The sequence below is a fragment of the Ruegeria sp. HKCCD8929 genome (assembly GCF_013031405.1).
Taxonomy (GTDB): domain Bacteria; phylum Pseudomonadota; class Alphaproteobacteria; order Rhodobacterales; family Rhodobacteraceae; genus Ruegeria.
The window spans coordinates 65,720-83,736 of the sequence record NZ_WPZY01000016.1; the positions used below are offsets into that span (position 1 = coordinate 65,720).

The following is an 18,017-nucleotide window of genomic DNA, read 5'->3' on the forward strand; positions in this document are numbered from 1 at the left end:
GAATTCATTCAAAGACTCCGATTAATCTGCCCAGGGAGGGATGTTGCGTCGGCCGCACCGGCATCGACGGATGCGCTGCGTTTCGAATGCTGCGATGGTGATCAAACAAGCGTAGGAGGATGAAGGCCACCAGGAACGAACCGACGGTATGCGGGGTGACGAAGTCGACTTCGGCGACCGATCGCACCACAAACAGGACCGCCAGACCGGCAAAGAGTATGAGCGACCCCACGCTCTTTCGGCCCAGAGCGGCGCTAACTGGCATGATGATCAGCAGCAGGCACAGCGCCGTGACCAGCCCCAAACCGACCAAGCCGGTCCCTACGTAGGTTTCGATCAATGCATTGTGGAAATGAAACCCGGACCGCGCGGTGATGTAAAATGCATCCCACAGCGTTTCAGCCTCAGGGCGACCGTGAACCCAAAAGGAGTTGTACCCAAGGCCCAGAACCGGCTGCTCGGCCCCAAATTCAAACGCCTTGCTCCACAGATATGTCCGGCCGGTCAGGGTCGCGTCCTTGCCAAAAGCCGCAAGAACCGCATCGAATACTCCCATGTGATGCGAGGCCAGGACCAACGTGGCAATTGCTGTTGCAGCCAATAGAACCGAGGCGCGGCGCAGCCAGGGGGCCAAAAGCATGACAAACCCAGCAAACAACATCGCGGCACCTGCGGCCGAAGCAGAGAGTAGGGAAGTGGCGGAATCCGACAACCACAGCATGACAAGCCCAAGTGCTACGGTACCCGCGCACAATGGTGCCAACGCCCTTGGGATGCGAAATACCCAGCCAAGCGACAATGAGAATATGATTGCAAGGGTCGCGAAATATCCCAGTTGATTTTTGGATGAAAACGCGCCGTTAAAGGCAAAATCTCCATCGATGTAATCGTAAGAGTGTCCCCCGCTCGCCGTCGAATAGAGCAGGACAAGCAGCCCCCCGATAGTGCCCCCAAGCGCGAGGTTGCCGGGTGCTGTGATCCGCGCCGCAACCAACCCCGCGAACACGGTAATGGTATACTGGATCGACGCGCGCAAAGTGGCGGGCCAAGCATCACTCCAAATGGTGGACAGCATAAAGAACAGTGGGATCAGCAAGAGTAAAATCACTGGCCCAGGGCGGCGCAACAGAATGCCGGGCGCGAGTGCAAAGGGCAAAAGCCAGCAACCGTAGAAGGCCAGGATCGAAAGCGGACCGAAATTCACCGAATAGGCGAAAACGATTATCGACAGCACGACGCATGGAACAACATAAGTCGTGTTCTGTTCGGGATCGACGATTGATGCCAACCTGATATTCATCTGAAAGCAGCCTGTCGTCTTCTGACTACCGGTCCTGCTGCGACTGGGTCTGGCAATGGCATCTGATCGGTCGCGACCCAACGGCGTTCATGTCCTTGGCACGCAGGACGGCGCCACCAGAGGGTTTGACCGCGTAACCACGGGCGATGATGATGTGAAGCGATACCAGCGGCGCCCAGGCTCCCAATATTTGGGCGCTCTGAGAAGCACGCGGGCGAACGGGTGTCGTTCGCCTGTGAAGATCGTATGCGGCCCCGTTCCGTCATTACGGTGCATCTATCCCGTCTTTGCACAGCAACGATTGGTCAAACGCGCACGCGCTGCCCAGTTTGGTGTAGGCTGCCCAGTCAACCTCGAGAACCTTTGGCGCGGACTCCGCCTTGAACGCGCCCATCCAACTGACGAGCGTGTCGGTCGACCACAAGCTGAGATACATTTTCTGCGGTTCGTTCGGCAATTTGTCGCCGCGCACATCCCGGATCAGCTCGCCATCAATAAACCAGCGTATCCGCCCAGGTTCCCAGATGAACGCATAGTCGTGAAACGCCTCGTCATCCGGCATGCTCTGCAGATCCGCATTGTGGCTATCACCCTTGAAATGAAAATTGGTCTGCAACACTGGTGAATTCGGCGCAATGAACTCGAAGTCGATTTCATTATGCGGCCGGTCCTGGGGTGACCCGATGAACGTGAACATATTGGCGTTCATTCCGCGCGCATAAGGGACCTTGATCCGCGCCTCGAAGGTTCCATATCCCAAACGGTCGTTCGTTTGTATCTCACCGCAACTGAAGTCGCGATCCTGCTTTGCGTTTGCAGTCAGTGATAACAACAGCTTACCGCCTTCGACCTTGACCCGGTTCCGGTGCCAAAGGCAGCTCTGGTAGTCGCCGTTGGCCCAGCCGCTCGAGACATACCACCTGCTGTCAGCCAACTGATCGAACGGCTCGAAAAACGATGCGCCTTCCTGCGATTGCGCGCCGGATGGTGCGGCAAGGCAGGTTATCAGTACGGTTGTAGCAAAACAGACTCGTAAGCGATGCGTGACCATGACTGCAACTACTCCGTTTCAGGGAAGCGAGTCGTCATGCACAAGGCTAATTCCTTGCGAGAATACAGACCAACACCAATCACCCGGTACGCGATGATCCGCCGAAGGCACTCACCCGGGAGATTTGTAAACCCGAGCCCGCCAGGGGCCAGGACACTTGATTGATGGGAGCCCTCGTTGAGGGGGCACGGCTACTGGGGTTAACCCGCTACCGCGAGCCGCACATGCTCATTATCTGTGGAGTTGCATCTTTCGAAGTCAAAAATATCCCGGCGGTGTGTGTCTGGTTTTAAGCGCGTCTGGGGTCCAGTGCGCGCTCGGATTTTTTGCGAAACCGCCGCGAGAAGCACCCTCAAAGACCGCTGCACTCAGGCCTTTTCGCCATGCAAGTTTAGGATCTCGATCACCATGGCAGCGGTCCAAGTGAAGTGTTCACCACCACAGGGTTCCGCGGTAATCGGGTCGTAATACTCAGCAAAACCGCTTTGCCGGATCAGCCTGACGCTGTCGGTCCGGATTCGGTCCGCGATATCGCCTTGTCCGGCCCGTTCGAGCCCGTTTGCGATCATGGTGTTGACGATCAACCAGACAGGGCCGCGCCAATACCGAAGGCTGTCGAATTCCGGGGCGGCTGGATCGTGGCTGGGTACCAGATAATTGGTGCGGGATGAGATGTCATCGATCCGCGCCGCCAGTGCTGCTGCTCGATCCTGTGAAATCGGCGCAAACGCAGCCAGCAAGCCGCCGATCGACGCGCTTTGTATGAGCGCTCCCTGCACTCTGTCAAAGCAGAGAAACTGGCCAAATTCATCGCTCCATAACGCATCCAGTGCCGGTATGCCCGCTTCGACGCGGGCGCGTGAGGTCGCGGCGATTTCCGGCTCGTCCAAGGCGTCCGCAAGTTCGGCGAGGTCGGCGCAGGACCGAATGAGTATTGCATTGAAGCCCGGGTCGACGACCCGAAACGGCGAGGCGTCGTGCAGCTTGTCGTTGTTCCAGCCGAGCGAGCGGAATTTCTGAACCAGCCAGATGTAGCGCTTGTATTGTTCGTCCGTCGGACGGTGTGAGGGGTCTGCATGCTGGGTGTCCCGTCGCTGAAACGGTTGCACGCCTTCGGTCGGGACTGCGGCAAACGGCTGGTCCCAGTCGATGGAGTTGTCCCGGCCGGACTCCCAGGGATGTATGATGGCGACGAGACCCGATCCCTCGGGGTCGCGGCACCGGAAAAACCACTCATGCCAGGCATGAATACGAGGCAGCAGGGCGCGCGCGCGCGCTTCTGCAAGATCACGATCCTTTGCGCGATCAAAGATACGTTTTGCGGCGAACCCGGCGACTGGCGGCTGAGTGACCCCGGATGTCGGCACAGGGCGGCCCGTCTGCCAGACATCCGGACCGGGAAAATACCCATCATCCTCCTCGTGGAAGATAATATGCGGCACCATCCCATCGTCCCACTGATGCGCCAACAGAGTGTCGATCTCGGTCCAGGCGCGTGCCTCGTCGAAATACGAGAACCCCAGGGCCGAAAGCGCGCTGTCCCAATTCCACTGAAAGGGATAAAGCCCCGAGGTTGGAACGGTATATGTGCCGCGGTCGTTCAGGCGCAGGATTTCGATGGCGCGGTCGATGAGGCTTTCGCTCATTGGTGCCTCACGCAACGGCCAATGTGGTTTGAGGATCGAACCAGCGGATGCGCTCCGGCACTGGCGACAGCTTCAGCGTCTCACCCGGTTTGACTTGCATTTCGCTGTCCAGAACGGCGCGGAACAGCTTGCCATCAAGCTCGCAGGTGACCAGGAGGTGAGCGCCAAGCGGCTCCACGACTTTGGCCACGGCAGGCAGCCCGTCCTCGGAGAGCTTCATGTCTTCGGGGCGGATCGCGAATTGGAGGTTGGAGTTCGCCGCTGCAGGGCCATCGAAGGACTGCCCGGCAACGGCGAATTTTCCACCGCCCTGCGGTGTGGCCTTCAGGAAGTTCATGGGCGGGTTCCCGATAAATCCGGCCACGAATTCGGCGGCGGGGTTCCGGTAAACTTCGATGGGCGAGGCCGCCTGAACGATCTTGCCCTGATGCATGACACTGATCCGGTCTGCCATGCTCATCGCTTCAACCTGATCATGGGTTACGTAGATTGCGGTCGTGTTGCTTTCGGCAAGCACGCCTTTGAGTTCGGCCCGCATTTCCATGCGCAGCAACGCGTCCAGATTTGACAATGGTTCGTCCATCAGGATCACATCCGGTTCCATCGCCAACGCGCGCGCGACGGCGACACGCTGACGCTGCCCGCCCGAGAGTTCACCGGAATAGCGCTTCAGCAGTTGGTCGATGTGCATCAGACCGGCCGTGCGTTCGACGCGTCGCGTCACCTCGTCATTCGGCAGTTTCTGCATCCGCAGTCCGAAGCCGATGTTTTCGAACACAGTGAGGTGCGGAAAAACCGCGTAGTTCTGGAACACCATCGAGATGCCCCGATCCTTGGGCGGCAGGTGATCCACCCGGCGACCGCCGATCCAGACCTCGCCCTCGGTCGCGGTTTCCAGCCCGCAGATGATCCGCAAAAGGGTGGATTTGCCGCAACCCGAGGCACCCAGCAGCACCATGAATTCCTGATCTGCAATGGTCAGGTTGATATCGTGCAGTGCCTGGTAGCTTCCGAAGGTTTTTGCAACGTTTTTGATTTCGATGACAGCCATTGTCTTGGCTCCTTTTTCTGACAGCCGCTTCTCAGCGGTTGGCGATGCCCCACATCGCGAAGAGGTATTTCCGAACGGCGAAGATGAAGATCAGCGCCGGGACGACCAGTATGAAGCCGCCTGCGAATTTCAGGTGCAGGGGCGACGTGTCCAGGTTCTGAAGCAGGAAGGCGGTGAGCGTCCGGTTCTCGATGGTCAGAACTGCGGCCGCGAAGACCTCGTTCCAAGAGATCACGAAGGCAAAGATTGCCGATGCCGTGATACCCGGAAGAACAAGCGGCAGAATGACCTTTGTGAACGCCGTCAGGCGCGTGCACCCAAGCGTCCAGGCAGCCTCTTCCAACTCCAGCGGAATTCCGGAGAACAGCGAGAACGTGATGAGCACCGCAAACGGGATGGCCAGCGTCGTGTGTACAAGCGCCAGGCCAAATACAGTGTCATCGATCCCGGTCCGGATGAACATGACCGCAAGCGGCAGGGCCAGAAGCGGCAGCGGAAAGGCCCGCGTCAGAAGGATCAGCAGCCGGAACAGCTCTTTGCCACGGAATTCGAACCGCGACAGGGCATAGCCTGCCGGCGCCCCGATGGCGATCGACATGATCATGGTCATGGCCGCCACCAGGATCGAGTTCTTCAGTGCCGTCAGGATCCCCGCGAAATTCGCGAAGAAAGTCAGGCTTCCCAAGTCAAATTCTGGGAAGAAGGATTTCGGGTAGGCGTTCACCGTTTCCGGAGAGCTGAGCGTGTTGATCAGCAGGAAATACAGCGGAACGATGACCCAAGCACATAGCAGGACAATTGCCGAGACATAAACGTAGCGCCCAGCTTTCTTCGAATCCGTGCCGGCCTCTATGACGTTGGTGTTTGCAGCGGTCATATCGTGGCTCCTTTCGGAACGCGCAGCGCACGCATGATGATCAGTGTGAAGGTGATCGAGATGGCGAGGATGATCAGCGCGATGGCCGCAGCCGCTCCGCCATTGAGAAGCTCAAACTGATAGGCGTAGGTCTCGCCCATGAGCACCGGGAACAGCGTCCCGCCCAGCGCCTGCACGACGGCAAACACCTCGAAGGCCAAGATCACCCGAAGCACCAGCGCTGTCTGTAGCGACGGCCGCAGCATCGGCAGAGTAATTCTGAGGAACCGCTGCCATGCTGTAGCGCCAAACACTTCGCCTGCTTCGTAGTATTCCTTCGGAATCAGGCCGATGCCGGCCACTAGGATCACCAACATGATCGCGGTTGCGCGCCAGATTTCGGCCAGCATGATCGCCACGAACACCATCACCGGGCTTTGGTAGCTCAGGAAATTTGTTGGACTTTCTATCAGGCCCAGCCCGCCCATCATCGAGTTCAGGAAGCCTGACTGCTCAAAGATGGCCAGCCAGATGATCCCAGCGGCAAGGTCCGAGATGCCAAGGGGGATGGTCCAGATATACAGGATCAGATCACGCCCGCGCTCCATCTTGTTGACCATGGTGGCCATCAGCAGCGACAGGGCCAACTGGATCGGAACCACCGCAAGCGCGAGCAGGAAGGTGTTTCGCAGTGAAATTGGGAATTTCCAGTGAGATGTCACGTCCCGAAAGTTGTCGAGCGTGAAACCGGAACCGCTGCTGAAAGCCTGCTGGGCGACCAGCACGAACGGGTACAGGAAAAAGAGGCACAGAAACAGCGTGACCGGCAAGATCAGGAAATAGGGTAGTAGTCGCGGGTTCATCAGACCGCTCCCTGGTTAGCGCCTAAGCGTATGAATTCGATGGTTTAGGGCCAGTCCGGACCGACTTGCAGTCCGGACTGGATGCATGGAGGTGCACAGTATCGCACCTCCACGGGAGAGAGGGTTTACTCGACCGGGCAGGCGCCTTCGGAAGGCGCATCAGGTGCCCAGCACGGCGCGCCGGTCTCTTCCATGATGCGCTGGAGCGCCCCCTTCTGATCGTCCAGAACCTGCTCGATCGGCTGACCGGCTAGAACGATGCGCTCGAACGTATCCACGAAGACCCGGTTGAAATCTCCGCCCTTGTCCCCCAGCCCGGCGGGGAGAAGTCCTGGGTTTGCATCCGGCGACGCGCTCATGATCGCAACAGCGGCGCCCGCTGCCTTGACCGAATGCGGCAGATCGTCGGGAAGCGCAACTTCGACCACCGGGAAGAAGTTGGTTGCCTTAAGCGTGGCGATCTGGGTCTCTGGCTTCAGCATATGGGCGACAAGTGCCTTGGAGGCCTCCATATCGGGCGCTGTGCGCGGAATGGCGACACCGGCGATCACCGGCATGAAGCCGCGGCCTTCAGGACCGGCCGGTGCCGGGAAGGCGACAAAATCGTCCGGGCGTTCGTTAAAGGCGGCAGCCAGGCGGGACGTGTGATCAAACGCGATCCAGACATCCTCGTTCAGCAATTGCTCCTGCAGAAACGAAAAGTTGGTCGAGCCGGGATTGGTCACCGCCCAGAGCTCCTTCATCTTCTCCCAGGCCGTCACGGCGGAGTCGGAGGCAAATGTACGCACGACGCCGTTGGTGTAGGACGGATAGAGATAGCCCTGGAAGAAGCGGTGCTTGAGTCCTTTCGGTCCTGCGGGGAAGCCAAATTTGGCCTCTCCCGTGGCTTCCATCACATTGGCCGACCATTCGATCAGCTGATCATAGGTCAGGCTGTTGATATCGGCCCCTTCGGGCAAATGCTCGAGCGCCTTTTTGTTGGCCGCCATGATATAGCTGGCCTGCATCCAGGGAATGTACTGCGAATTGTCCGTGCCCAGTTTGGCAAGATTGTTGAAGGTGTCGCTGGCAGCGCCAAGCCCGAGATCGTCCAGGTCGACGAGGTCATCGGGATTCATGGCCGAGAAATCGCCATGCAGGGCGCCAAGGACACCGATCGTGCCGGATCCGGCCTGCAGTTCTGCGTTCAGGCGTGTCAGCCACGGCCCGCCATCGTTGGGCTGATAATCGACATCACCCGCCCCGGCGAGCACCTGTTCGCGCATGGCCTGTGCTTCTTCGACCGGCTTTGCCTGGGTCGACCAGAAAAGGACTTCGGCCTGAGCGGCACCCGCCCCGACGAAAAGCGCAATGCCCGACACGGCACAGGCAATCTTCGAGCGTAGAAACATGAATTCCTCCCAATTTGTTCATGGCCGGGCCCGTTTGGCCCGGCTCGTTGCGGCCGCCGCGGTCGGTGCCGCCCTGAGATCCGGTGCGGAAGATACAAAGCGACTCAGCAAGACCTCGGGAACAGCATGATATAACGATATACCATTCGTCAACGAATTTTTTGATTTAAACTCGGGATGTGCATGAAACCGTCGTTTTATCGCTTGCTTTTATATGTCCATCGCGACCAAAGTAGGTAAAACGTTCTACCACCCTGGGGGCCGATTTGCGCGAAAAACCCACACTTTCGAGCGTTGCCAAAGAGGCGGGCGTCTCCGTTCCGACGGTCAGTCAGGTCATGCGAGGCACCGGCCGGATCTCGGAAGATACCCGCAGAAAGGTGCTCGAGGCGGCAAAGCGCTTGCATTACGTGCCGAACTTGCGCGCCGCCTCAATGAGGTCGGGTGAGAACCGCGAGATCGGCTTTGTCATCAACCAGTTGTCCAACCCTTTCAATGCAGAGGTCGTGAGTGGCGTTGTGGATCTGTTGGAGGCAGAAGGCTATCTCGTCTCGATCCTCGACATGCGCGATGATGCCGAGCGACAAGGCCGCCAGCTTGAGGCGTTCATTCGCAATGGGCGCGGCGGTCTGCTTTGGGTTCCAGCGATCGATACCCCGCCCGAGACGGTCGCGCTGCTCAAGGCGCACCGGATGCCGACGGTCACTTTCCTCAGATCCATATCGCCTGATTTCGATCATGTCGGGATCCGCAATGCCGATGCGACGTCGACGGCTACATCCTATCTTGCCGATCTGGGCCATCGTCACATCGCCTACTTCGGCGGGACCGTCATGACCCAGGTGCGGGAGGAACGGATCGAGGGCTACGTTCGGACTCTGGCGGCGCGCGGTCTTTGCGATCCGGTGATCTGGCCGTCGGCCGATCGGAAGGGCGCCGGTCTAGAAGCCATGCTGAACCTCATGGACGCGCATCCTGAGACAACCGCGATTGTCTGCAACGGCGACATGGTTGCATTGGGCGCCTGCCTTGCATTTGACCGTTTGGGCATGACGCCGGGTCGGGAGGTGTCGGTGATCGGCTTTGACGACATCGAAGAGGCCTCGGTCGCGATCCCGACATTGACGACGATGGCCGTCTCGCCCGAGCTGCTGGGGCGTAAACTGGCCAAAGTCCTGCTCGACAGAATCCGCGATCCGGAGATGCCGGCGACCGTGTCCGAAATGGCGGCTCGACTTGTGAAACGGATGACGACCGCTTCTCCGCCAAACGCGATCGCCACTAGCGCAAAGATCTCCACCTGAGCCTATGCGCCAACAAAATTGGGTTCCCTCTGCGAGTTGCGAAAGAACACTCAGAGAGGTTGTGCCCAATACTTCTTGAGGGCCCGTGCTGGGTTTCAAGTCGTTTGTTCCTACGAAAGAAACGACGCAGGTGAAGTTGTGCGCATTTTTCTGCGCTTTCGTACGCGCCACGGTCACCGGCGAATGCAGTGTCACCTACCTATTGTGAGTTTCTTAGTCTATCCAGTGCCGCGCTTCTTCAGACAGTGTACACTTCCAAATCTTCTGCGATGCTAGCCTGACCGTCGAAATGTTCCGCCAGCTCTTGCCGGGCGCTTTTGCGCCCTTCTTCGCTGTCCATGTGAATTCGGAAATGCGAGATTAGGAGGCGTTTCACGCCGCTGTCCCGAGCGGATTTTGCGATGTCCGCGGGAGTTGGCGAGAACTCTGCAATCGCAGGGTGCACATCGTCGGTTGAAAGGCGATAGCACCAGTGCAAAAGCAGATCGGCATCCTGTTGCAGGCTGGAGAGAGCGGGACAGATGCCTGCGTCGCCAGAGTAGACGAATTTCTTGCCTTGGGATTTCACCGAGAATGCCATGCAGTCAAAGGCAGGCTGGGCATGGGGCACTTCGCAGCTCTCCAGAACCCAACCATCGCCTTCGAACGTGAAGCCCGGTGAAACCTCGGTCACTTCGGGGGCCGGCCACGCACGAGGAAGCGTTCCGCCGCGGGCCACCCAAACCTGCTGGGACGGAGCAAGTTCGGTACGGGCGATCAGATCCGGCGAGAGAACACCATCTTTGCCAAAAAGCAACTCGGTCTGCCTTGCTATGGGTTTCGGACCCCAGACTTTCAGCGGTGGAGCCCCTTCATCCCAGGCTGCATGCACAAGCCGGGCATAGTCCATCATGTGATCCGTGTGCAGGTGGGTAAAAAACAGGTGGGTGATATCGCTTGGCACACGGCCGGAGCGAACGAGGTTGTCGAATACGCCTCCGCCGCAGTCCAACAGGATCTTGTCCTCGCCGATTTCCAGCAGATAGCCGGAAGATGCGCGGCGGACATAGGCTTCGGGAGAGCCCGAACCGAGAATGGTCAGTTTCATGATCAGGTTTCCAGAGTAGGGGGCGGAGTGGCGCCCGGTGCGCCGAGAGTGAGAGCTCGTTCCCGACCACCATGAAACGCGATCAGGGCGGCCTGGTCGCGAAAGGCCAAGGCGTCTGTTTCCTCTGGATCACATATCGACCTCAAGGCCGCTTCCATCATGGCGACGATGTCCGCGTGATCTGCTCTGCTTGCCAAGTTTTCAAGTTCCTCGGGGTCGGTTTCGAGGTCGAAGAGTTCGGGGGGGAAGCCGATATAGAGGTGATATTTCCAGCGCCCCTTGCGCAACATGAAAGCACCGGACACGGCGCCGGCGGCATGGTATTCAGAAAAGATCATTCTCTCGGGGTCGTTACCGTTGCGAAGAATGACATCCAGAGGTGCCGTGCCTTGTTCCGAGTCGATGCTTTGCCCGAAATGAGAGGCCAATGTGCAGGAAAGGTCCAACAGGCTCACCGGCGTTTCACAGACCCCAACGGGAATATCCGGCCCAGCCATGATCATCGGGACGGACACGCTTTCCTGGTAGAGGTTTGACTTGCCCCACAGCGCGCGTGCGCCAAGGTTGTCACCATGATCCGAGGTGTAGACGACCGTAGTATTCTCATCGAACCCACTGGCTTTCAGTGCTGCGAGGATTTCTCCAACATTGTGGTCCAGCCAGGTACACAGGCCCAGATAGCTGGCGATTGCACATTTGCGTTCGGTCTCGTTCTTGAACTTGGCCTCGCTGTCCATAAAGCTATTTTGCTTTTCCACCCAGTCGTGGCGTATGTAGCCGTCGCGCGGATGCAGCTTGGGCTTGGGCAGATCCTCCAGCGGGTAGAGGTCATAAAATTCCTGGGGCACAACCAGCGGGAAATGCGGCGCAACCAGCCCGACATAGAGACACCAGGGACGCGCGTCCTCTGAAGTCGCGCGTTCAGCCAGCCATTTCCGGGTGCGGCTGGTCACTGCGGCGTCGTACTCAGTGTATTTCGAGTGACCGGGACCAATGTATTCCCCGAGCATTCGGCCTTTGCCCGCGACACGCTCGTCTTCCTTGCGGATCGAGGCCCAGACCATGCCGACACCACCTGCAACCATCATCGGCAAGTGCTCGGTGTCGAAACCCGCAGGGTCTTCTTCTGCGCGATAGTGCAGCTTGCCGATGCTTTCCACCGGGACACCGGCCTTTTGCAAGGCGTGCCCCCAACCCGGAATGCTACCGTCATAGGGCATTGCATTGTCCCAAAGGCGGGTTTTGTGCGGGTATTTTCCGGTCGCGAAGCTGGCTCGCGCGGGTACACAAATCGGCGAGGGCGTATACGCATTGGCAAAGCGGGTTCCGCGTGCCGCAAGCGCATCCAGATGGGGCGTCTTGACCAGTGGGTGGCCCGCACATCCCATCGCACGGGCCTGATGTTCGTCAGACATGATCACGAGGAGGTTTGATGTCATGACCTACCTCTCGATCTCATCCATCACGGCATCGAGCTTTTTTAGCGCATTGAACATTGCAGCCTGTTCGTTGGGGGAAAGAGCGTTCAGCAGCCGAGCTTGCCGGTCGCGCATTTGCGGGCGGGCGCGATGGAAAACCTCCAAACCCTTTTCAGTGAAATCGATGTATTGCGCGCGCTGATCCGATTCGCTTGTTTCGCTGGAAATCAGCCCCTGTTCGATCATTGTCTTGACCGCCCGGCTCAGCTGGCCTTTGTCCAGGTCTGTCTGGCGTACAATTTCGGATGGCGTGATTTTTCCTAGCGTTTCAAGCATCACGAACACCCGCCATTGCATCAGAGAAATATCGGCGGTTTCCTTAAGAATTTTAGTGGCTTGCGCGTTCATTCTGGCGTGCAGGCGAGATATGCGAAAGGTCACCATCTGCTGTAGATGGGGGCGCATCTCCGCTTCATCTTTTTCGTCCTTGGCCATTGGCTCTACCTCGTTTTGCCCGTTCAGATTGGCGCCTAAAAGTTGATGTGTCAACTTTATTGTTGACGAGTCAACCATTGATGAAGCAAGCTTTGGAAAAGCGCATGAACTGGGAGGATTTCATGAAACGCATCATCAAAGCAGGGATCGCCGCCATGGGTGTCGCGGTCATGGCGACAACGGCACTGGCGGCTGACTGGACGCCACCCGGACCAATCAAACTGATGATCGGCTTCAGGGCAGGGGGCGGCGCTGACACTCAGGCGCGACTGATTGCGGAAGAGCTGGAAGCGCGCATGGGGTGGAAGTTCATTCCCGAGCAAGTGACCGGCAAGGGCGGTCTGAACCTCGCCAACGCGCTTAAGGATCAGCCGAATGACGGAACGGCCATCGGCATGGTTGTCACGGAAACCCTCGGCTACAACATGGCTGCGGCCAACGCAGGCATGACGCCGGAGAACTTCACTGGATTGACCACGACAGCCGGTTTCCAAATGGGTGTGGTTGCGCGGACCGACAAAGGCTGGAACAGCTTTGAAGACATGATTACGGCCGCGAAAGGCGGCCAGGACATCCGTTTTGGCGCCATGAGCCCGAAACTTGCCGATTTGGCTTATCTTCTTGGCAAGGCGCAGGGCGTCGACTTTAACATCGTGAACGTCAAAGGCGGCAAGGGCGTGATGAACGGGGTCAATGCCGGTGACCTTGATGTTGGCTTCATGGCAGGCATTCAGGCCAAGGGCGTCGAAGCAGGTGATCTGATCAACTTGGCCTCGGCGTTGTCGGAACCCCTCGTGCAAACCCCCGATGCCCCGACATTTGCGGATCTGGGCGTGGAATACAGCGCTGACGGCTATTTCGTATTCATTGGACCAGCAGGCATGCCGGACGAAGCCCGTGACGCCCTGTCCAAGGCCATTGTCGAGATTGTCTCGGACGAAAGCACCAAGGCTGGTGGCCTGATCAAGAAAGCATTTGGGGGCGTGTCGGTTATCTCGGGCGACGACCTGACAAAACTGCTGGCGGACGACTATGCCAATGCGGGGGCACTGATGGACGCAGCTTCCGAATAGTCACTCCACTGGCCGGGCCGATGTGCATCATGCACAGCCCGGCCTTTTTTTGCATCCAACCGGAGGCAATCATGGTGCGTTCGTCCCGAAGCAATCTGATATTGGGAACCCTTGTGCTGGCATTTGCAGCCGCCGTGCTGGCGCTGTGGATCCCCTTGGACACCCAAACCGGCCTAATCGAAAAGGTGCGCCGCCAGGTGGTGATCGGTGATGCGCTTGCCCCCACGGTCGCCGCTTTGTTTCTGGTCCTTGGTGGCGGATTGCTCGTGTTTATCGAGCGCAAGGCTCCGAACCAGCCCAAACCTTCCATGGCCGGGTTGACCTTCATCGCTCGTCTGTTGGCCATAGTCTTTGTCAGTCTGCTTGTAATGCGCTTTGCCGGACCGGTGGCGGTTTGGACCACCAACGCCTTTCAAGGCGGAGACCTTGAGTACCGCCTGTTGCGCGACACGGCGCCGTGGAAGTATCTGGGCTTCTTTCTTGGCGGCACATTGATGATCTCGGGCATGGTATCGCTTGCAGAGGGCCGCGTTAGCCGTAAGGCAGTCCTGGCTGCTGTTTTCGCCGTCATCGTCATGATCTTCATCTACGACGTGCCATTCGATGATCTGCTGCTGCCTCCGAACGGTGACGTGTAATGGGCACGCTTGACTATATCTGGATGGGGATTCAGGCGGTTTTTCAGGGGCCCGAGCTGTTCTCGCTGTTCGGCCTGCCGATCTCGGTCACGATCGTGATGATCCTTGCCGGATTCCTGACCGGTATTGCGGTCGGCGCCACCCCCGGGCTGGCCGGTCCGATCGCCATGGCGATTGCCTTACCGATTTTGATTTCAGTGTTCGGATACACGCCCGACGCATTGTTGCCGGTCATGGGCTTTCTGATCGGTGTCATGAAAGGTGCCACCATTGGCGGGGCGGTGCCGGCGATCCTGTTCAACACACCTGGTACTCCGGACGCCTTCATGACGACGTTGGATGGTTATCCCATGACGCAGCGCGGCAAGGCCAAGAAGGCTCTGCGCGTGGCCCATTTTGCGTCGGCATCCGGTGATACGTTCTCGGACATTGTGCTCATTGTGTGCGCGCCGTTTCTGGCGTTGCTGGTTGAGGCCTATCTGGACCTGCCCGAAAAAACCGCTCTTCTGATCCTGTCCCTCAGCTTTATCGCCGCAGTGATCGGCGGCTCTCCAGCAAAAGGCCTGATTTCGACCGGTCTGGGCTTGTTGGCTGCCTATGTCGGAACCGGCGAAGATTTTTATCCCCGTCTTTCGATGGGAAGCCCGTCGCTGAGCCAGGGGTTTCCGATTGCAACAGCTGTTCTCGGCGTGCTGATCATTGGCGCGGTGCTGAAAGAGCTTGAAGACCTGTGGCGGCGCAAACGCGATAGCGGGGAAATTCCGGCGCACAAAGATGAAGGCGACCAGCGTCTGCACGGCGCCGATATTCGCCGGTTGTTGCCATATGTCGGTCGCTCCGCCCTGATCGGTACAGCCATCGGCGCATTGCCCGGCATCGGTTCAACGCTCGCGGCCACACTGGGTTACACAGTGGGCCGCGCGCGTTATGCGAAAAAGAAACGCCCCGGCGCGCCTGAGTTCGGCAAGGGGGCCTCGGAAGGGATCGCCGCGACCGAGGCTGCCAACTCCTCGGTATCCGGAGCCAATCTGATCCCCGTGCTAAGCCTCGGCATCCCGGGCAACGCCGCCGCGGTGTTCCTGATCCTTGCAGCCGAAAGCATCGGTGGCTTCAACCCCGGCCCTTCGGTCTTTCGTTTTACCACTGACAGCGTCAACCCCGAGCTGGTCATCGCGTTTGGCCTGTTCACCGCAATGATGGTCGCCAATGTCCTGAACTGGACGATTGGCGGATTGTTCATGCGCTCCATGGGCGTCATGATCCGAGTCCCCAAACATATCCTGCTGCCCAGCGTCCTGTTGCTGACGCTCACGGCAATCTACGTGCAGGAAACCCGCATGGAGGCGATCTGGTTTGCCGTGGGGTTTGGTGTTCTGGGCTATCTAATGCGCACGGTCGCGATCTCGCCCTTGCCGTTTGTCATTGCCTTCATTCTCGGAGGCAAGCTCGAAGAAAGCGCCCGGCAGGCGTTCGCCGCCACCGGTGGAGATCCCTGGTTCCTGTTCACAAACCCCGGCGCGGCGCTGCTGATGGCTGTGGCGTTTGCGGTCATCGTGTTCTCAGCTCGCAAAACGAAGGAGGTAGCATGACACGTCCCAACATTCTGTTGATTTCGGCTGACCAACAGCGCGCCGATTGTTTCGGTTTCATGGGACGGAAAGTCAAAACGCCTCATCTTGATCAACTTGCGGCGGACGGCACTCATTTCACCGGTTCCATTACGCCCTCGGTCGTGTGCCAACCGGCACGAGCGTCGATCCTGACCGGCCAACTATGCCGAACACATGGCGTGCATGACAACGGCATCGATCTGGACCCAAGCATCGGAGAGAAAGGCTGGGCGGGCGCCATGGCGGCTGCCGGATACCAAACCTCATTTTTCGGCAAGGCGCATTTTTCGACCTATCACACCTACGACCCCACTGGCTCGCCTGAGTGCCTGCAATCCGCGCATCGCTACGGGGAAGACTGGAACGGGCCCTATATGGGGTTCGAGCACCTGGAACTCATGCTGGTCGGACACAACTGGTGGGCACCCGAAAAGCCACCGGGCGGGCAACACTATGAGCGTTTTTATCACGCAGACGGGCGGGGGGATGAACGCACCAAGCTGATGTGGGAAAATGCCGGAGATACCAAGGGCGCTGCGCAGACCTGGCATTCGAAACTGCCCACAGCTTATCACAACACCAGCTGGACGTCGGATCGCTTTATCGAATGGGTGAATCACGGGCGGGATCGCGACAAACCGTTTGCGACCTGGGTCAGCTTTCCCGATCCGCACCATCCGTTCGACTGCCCCGAACCCTGGTCGCGCCTGCACGACCCAGCAGAAGTGGATCTGCCCAAGCACCGCACGCGGAACCACGAAGGCAAGCCATGGTGGCACAAGGCGGCACTGGAAGGTGAACCTGCCGATCCAAAGTTTGCGGAAGTGCGCAAGGCCTACAGCCGCATCCCACCGCAGACAGACGAGCAATTGCGGGAAATTATCGCCAATACATACGGGCAGATCTCCTATATCGACCACGAAGTGGGCCGCATGCTGATCGCGTTGGAGCAGGCCGGATTGGATGACAACACCTTGGTCATCTACATCTCGGATCACGGAGATTGGCTCGGCGATCACGGGCTGATCCTGAAAGGCCCGATGCACTATGAAGGCCTGCTGCGCGTTCCGATGATGATCCGCGGGCCGGGCGTGCCGGCCGGCAAGGTGGTCGATCAACCGGTGTCGACACTCGATCTGGGGCCAACCTTTTTCGATTATGGTGGTGCCGAGCCGCTGCAATCCCAGCATGGCGAGAGCCTGCGGCCATTGCTGGAAGGTGATGCAACCCGAGAGTTCGCCCGCAACGAATGGGGACTTCTCCCCGGGCGCGTCGGTGTCGCCCTGGAGCTGCGCACAGTCCGGACCCGCACCCACAAGATGACGCTGGATCTGAACTCGGGCGACGGCGAAATGTACTACCTCGTTAATGATCCCCACGAGCTGAACAATCTCTTCAGTGACCCTGCCTCGGCCAAAATTCGGGCGAAGCTGGAAAGCTACATAGCCAGCCGCCCCGACGACACTGTCCCTGACCGGGTTCCGGTCGGAACTGCGTAGTAGCTGCTGCCCCAGAAGGGGCGGGCGGCACTAGCAATGAGTATCTGGTTGTCCATCTGGTCAGAGCTGCGTGGTCAAAGGCAGTCACCAGTGACCGGAGTGAACCGCCCATCGCTGGGGATTAGTCTGCGCATCCTGTCTGGCATTCTCGGGGCCGGCATGTTCATCAGTGTTAAAGCAGCGATTGACGAGGTGCCGCTGGGTGAGATCGTTTTCTTTCGCTCTTTCTTCGCCCTCATCCCTTTGATTGTTCTTCTGTGGATCAGGAGTGAATTCCCAAGTGGACTGGTGACCAAGAGGCCAGGTGCCCATTTCATAAGACCGACCTTCGGAGCTTTGGCACTTTTCACCTCGTTTGCCGCCATCGCATGACTAAACGTTGCAGAGGTCATTCTGGTTGCACAACTTTCACCGCTACTGATGGCCGTCGCCGTCTTTCTGCTATCCGAGCGGTTGACCGTTTGGCGTGTTGGGGGGACTGGTCCTTGGGTTTGCCCGCCATTCGTGCCGTGCGCACCAAGTGAACGCAAATTCTGGGGAGGACAACTTACGGGCTACAGGGGCGTCAGAGTGAGTGATGTGCAATGAGCACCAGCAAACCTCGGCGGAGGGGAGCGCAATAGCCCCTGTAGCCCTGTGCATAGGGTTCGGACCTAAGCACACGAGCCAACTAGTGGTGCAACGTGGTAAGAATGCGGCGCGAAGTTTACAAATCTGTCAATCTTATTGTCATCG

16 protein-coding genes are annotated in these 18,017 nt (G+C 58.6%); 6 read left to right on the forward strand and 10 right to left on the reverse strand.

What is annotated here, in order from left to right:
- Nucleotides 1-4: 4 nt before the first annotated feature.
- The 7 genes from GOX53_RS20290 to GOX53_RS20320 form a co-directional block, all read right to left on the reverse strand.
- Nucleotides 5-1,300 carry an O-antigen ligase gene (locus tag GOX53_RS20290; RefSeq protein ID WP_171179595.1) on the reverse strand — a complete coding sequence of 432 codons (1,296 nt, stop codon included), beginning with the start codon at nt 1,298-1,300 and terminating at the stop codon, nt 5-7.
- Nucleotides 1,301-1,565: 265 nt separating this feature from the next.
- Complete coding sequence (locus tag GOX53_RS20295) at nt 1,566-2,351, reverse strand: family 16 glycosylhydrolase (RefSeq protein WP_171179596.1); 786 nt, start codon at nt 2,349-2,351, stop codon at nt 1,566-1,568.
- 368 nt (nt 2,352-2,719) lie between these two features.
- Complete coding sequence (locus GOX53_RS20300; RefSeq protein WP_171179597.1) at nt 2,720-3,997, reverse strand: amylo-alpha-1,6-glucosidase; 1,278 nt, start codon at nt 3,995-3,997, stop codon at nt 2,720-2,722.
- Nucleotides 3,998-4,004: 7 nt separating this feature from the next.
- Complete coding sequence (locus tag GOX53_RS20305; protein ID WP_171179599.1) at nt 4,005-5,048, reverse strand: ABC transporter ATP-binding protein; 1,044 nt, start codon at nt 5,046-5,048, stop codon at nt 4,005-4,007.
- A 31-nt stretch (nt 5,049-5,079) separates the two neighbouring features.
- On the reverse strand, nt 5,080-5,925 hold the full coding sequence (locus tag GOX53_RS20310; RefSeq protein ID WP_171179601.1) for a carbohydrate ABC transporter permease: 846 nt from the start codon (nt 5,923-5,925) through the stop codon (nt 5,080-5,082).
- Entirely contained in the window at nt 5,922-6,767 is an 846-nt protein-coding gene (locus tag GOX53_RS20315) for a carbohydrate ABC transporter permease (protein ID WP_171179603.1), read from the reverse strand. Before GOX53_RS20315 ends, GOX53_RS20310 begins: the two co-directional genes overlap by 4 nt.
- A 125-nt stretch (nt 6,768-6,892) precedes the next feature.
- Complete coding sequence (locus GOX53_RS20320) at nt 6,893-8,158, reverse strand: ABC transporter substrate-binding protein (protein ID WP_171179606.1); 1,266 nt, start codon at nt 8,156-8,158, stop codon at nt 6,893-6,895.
- 266 nt (nt 8,159-8,424) lie between these two features.
- On the opposite strand from GOX53_RS20320, the gene GOX53_RS20325 reads away from it, so the two are divergent.
- Nucleotides 8,425-9,462, forward strand: coding sequence for a LacI family DNA-binding transcriptional regulator (locus GOX53_RS20325; RefSeq protein WP_171179608.1), 1,038 nt, complete (start codon nt 8,425-8,427; stop codon nt 9,460-9,462).
- A gap of 238 nt (nt 9,463-9,700) precedes the next feature.
- Here the strand turns inward: GOX53_RS20325 and GOX53_RS20330 are convergent, their stop codons facing one another.
- The 3 genes from GOX53_RS20330 to GOX53_RS20340 are packed head-to-tail and all read right to left on the reverse strand — an operon-like array spanning nt 9,701 to nt 12,462.
- Complete coding sequence (locus GOX53_RS20330; RefSeq protein WP_171179610.1) at nt 9,701-10,549, reverse strand: MBL fold metallo-hydrolase; 849 nt, start codon at nt 10,547-10,549, stop codon at nt 9,701-9,703.
- 2 nt (nt 10,550-10,551) lie between these two features.
- Nucleotides 10,552-11,988: a sulfatase-like hydrolase/transferase gene (locus GOX53_RS20335; protein WP_171179612.1), complete on the reverse strand. Its 1,437-nt coding sequence runs from the start codon at nt 11,986-11,988 to the stop codon at nt 10,552-10,554.
- Nucleotides 11,989-11,991: 3 nt separating this feature from the next.
- A complete protein-coding gene (locus tag GOX53_RS20340; protein ID WP_171179614.1) occupies nt 11,992-12,462 on the reverse strand; it encodes a MarR family winged helix-turn-helix transcriptional regulator in 471 nt (156 codons plus the stop codon).
- Between GOX53_RS20340 and GOX53_RS20345 the strand changes: the two genes are divergently transcribed.
- The 5 genes from GOX53_RS20345 (at nt 12,462) to GOX53_RS20365 (ending at nt 17,654) form a co-directional block, all read left to right on the forward strand.
- Entirely contained in the window at nt 12,462-13,535 is a 1,074-nt protein-coding gene (locus GOX53_RS20345; RefSeq protein ID WP_217351861.1) for a tripartite tricarboxylate transporter substrate binding protein, read from the forward strand. The genes GOX53_RS20340 and GOX53_RS20345 overlap by 1 nt on opposite strands.
- Nucleotides 13,536-13,606: 71 nt before the next feature.
- Nucleotides 13,607-14,173, forward strand: a complete 567-nt coding sequence (locus GOX53_RS20350; protein WP_171179618.1) for a hypothetical protein — start codon at nt 13,607-13,609, stop codon at nt 14,171-14,173.
- Nucleotides 14,173-15,762: a tripartite tricarboxylate transporter permease gene (locus GOX53_RS20355; protein ID WP_171179620.1), complete on the forward strand. Its 1,590-nt coding sequence runs from the start codon at nt 14,173-14,175 to the stop codon at nt 15,760-15,762. The genes GOX53_RS20350 and GOX53_RS20355 overlap by 1 nt, the downstream gene beginning before the upstream one ends.
- A complete protein-coding gene (locus tag GOX53_RS20360; RefSeq protein WP_171179622.1) occupies nt 15,759-17,282 on the forward strand; it encodes a sulfatase-like hydrolase/transferase in 1,524 nt (507 codons plus the stop codon). Before GOX53_RS20355 ends, GOX53_RS20360 begins: the two co-directional genes overlap by 4 nt.
- Before the next feature lie 36 nt (nt 17,283-17,318).
- Nucleotides 17,319-17,654: a hypothetical protein gene (locus GOX53_RS20365; protein WP_174867713.1), complete on the forward strand. Its 336-nt coding sequence runs from the start codon at nt 17,319-17,321 to the stop codon at nt 17,652-17,654.
- Nucleotides 17,655-18,017 lie beyond the last annotated feature (363 nt).

What these genes read in the sequence shown, in the direction of transcription:
- GOX53_RS20315 (WP_171179603.1), bottom strand. Translation starts at nt 6,767, where the DNA reads ATGAACCCGCGACTACTACCCTATTTCCTGATCTTGCCGGTCACGCTG.
- GOX53_RS20335 (WP_171179612.1), bottom strand. Translation starts at nt 11,988, where the DNA reads ATGACATCAAACCTCCTCGTGATCATGTCTGACGAACATCAGGCCCGT.
- GOX53_RS20330 (WP_171179610.1), bottom strand. Translation starts at nt 10,549, where the DNA reads ATGAAACTGACCATTCTCGGTTCGGGCTCTCCCGAAGCCTATGTCCGC.
- GOX53_RS20320 (WP_171179606.1), bottom strand. Translation starts at nt 8,158, where the DNA reads ATGTTTCTACGCTCGAAGATTGCCTGTGCCGTGTCGGGCATTGCGCTT.
- GOX53_RS20290 (WP_171179595.1), bottom strand. Translation starts at nt 1,300, where the DNA reads ATGAATATCAGGTTGGCATCAATCGTCGATCCCGAACAGAACACGACT.
- GOX53_RS20295 (WP_171179596.1), bottom strand. Translation starts at nt 2,351, where the DNA reads ATGGTCACGCATCGCTTACGAGTCTGTTTTGCTACAACCGTACTGATA.
- GOX53_RS20300 (WP_171179597.1), bottom strand. Translation starts at nt 3,997, where the DNA reads ATGAGCGAAAGCCTCATCGACCGCGCCATCGAAATCCTGCGCCTGAAC.
- GOX53_RS20360 (WP_171179622.1), top strand. Translation starts at nt 15,759, where the DNA reads ATGACACGTCCCAACATTCTGTTGATTTCGGCTGACCAACAGCGCGCC.
- GOX53_RS20365 (WP_174867713.1), top strand. Translation starts at nt 17,319, where the DNA reads ATGAGTATCTGGTTGTCCATCTGGTCAGAGCTGCGTGGTCAAAGGCAG.
- GOX53_RS20350 (WP_171179618.1), top strand. Translation starts at nt 13,607, where the DNA reads ATGGTGCGTTCGTCCCGAAGCAATCTGATATTGGGAACCCTTGTGCTG.
- GOX53_RS20355 (WP_171179620.1), top strand. Translation starts at nt 14,173, where the DNA reads ATGGGCACGCTTGACTATATCTGGATGGGGATTCAGGCGGTTTTTCAG.
- GOX53_RS20305 (WP_171179599.1), bottom strand. Translation starts at nt 5,048, where the DNA reads ATGGCTGTCATCGAAATCAAAAACGTTGCAAAAACCTTCGGAAGCTAC.
- GOX53_RS20310 (WP_171179601.1), bottom strand. Translation starts at nt 5,925, where the DNA reads ATGACCGCTGCAAACACCAACGTCATAGAGGCCGGCACGGATTCGAAG.
- GOX53_RS20340 (WP_171179614.1), bottom strand. Translation starts at nt 12,462, where the DNA reads ATGGCCAAGGACGAAAAAGATGAAGCGGAGATGCGCCCCCATCTACAG.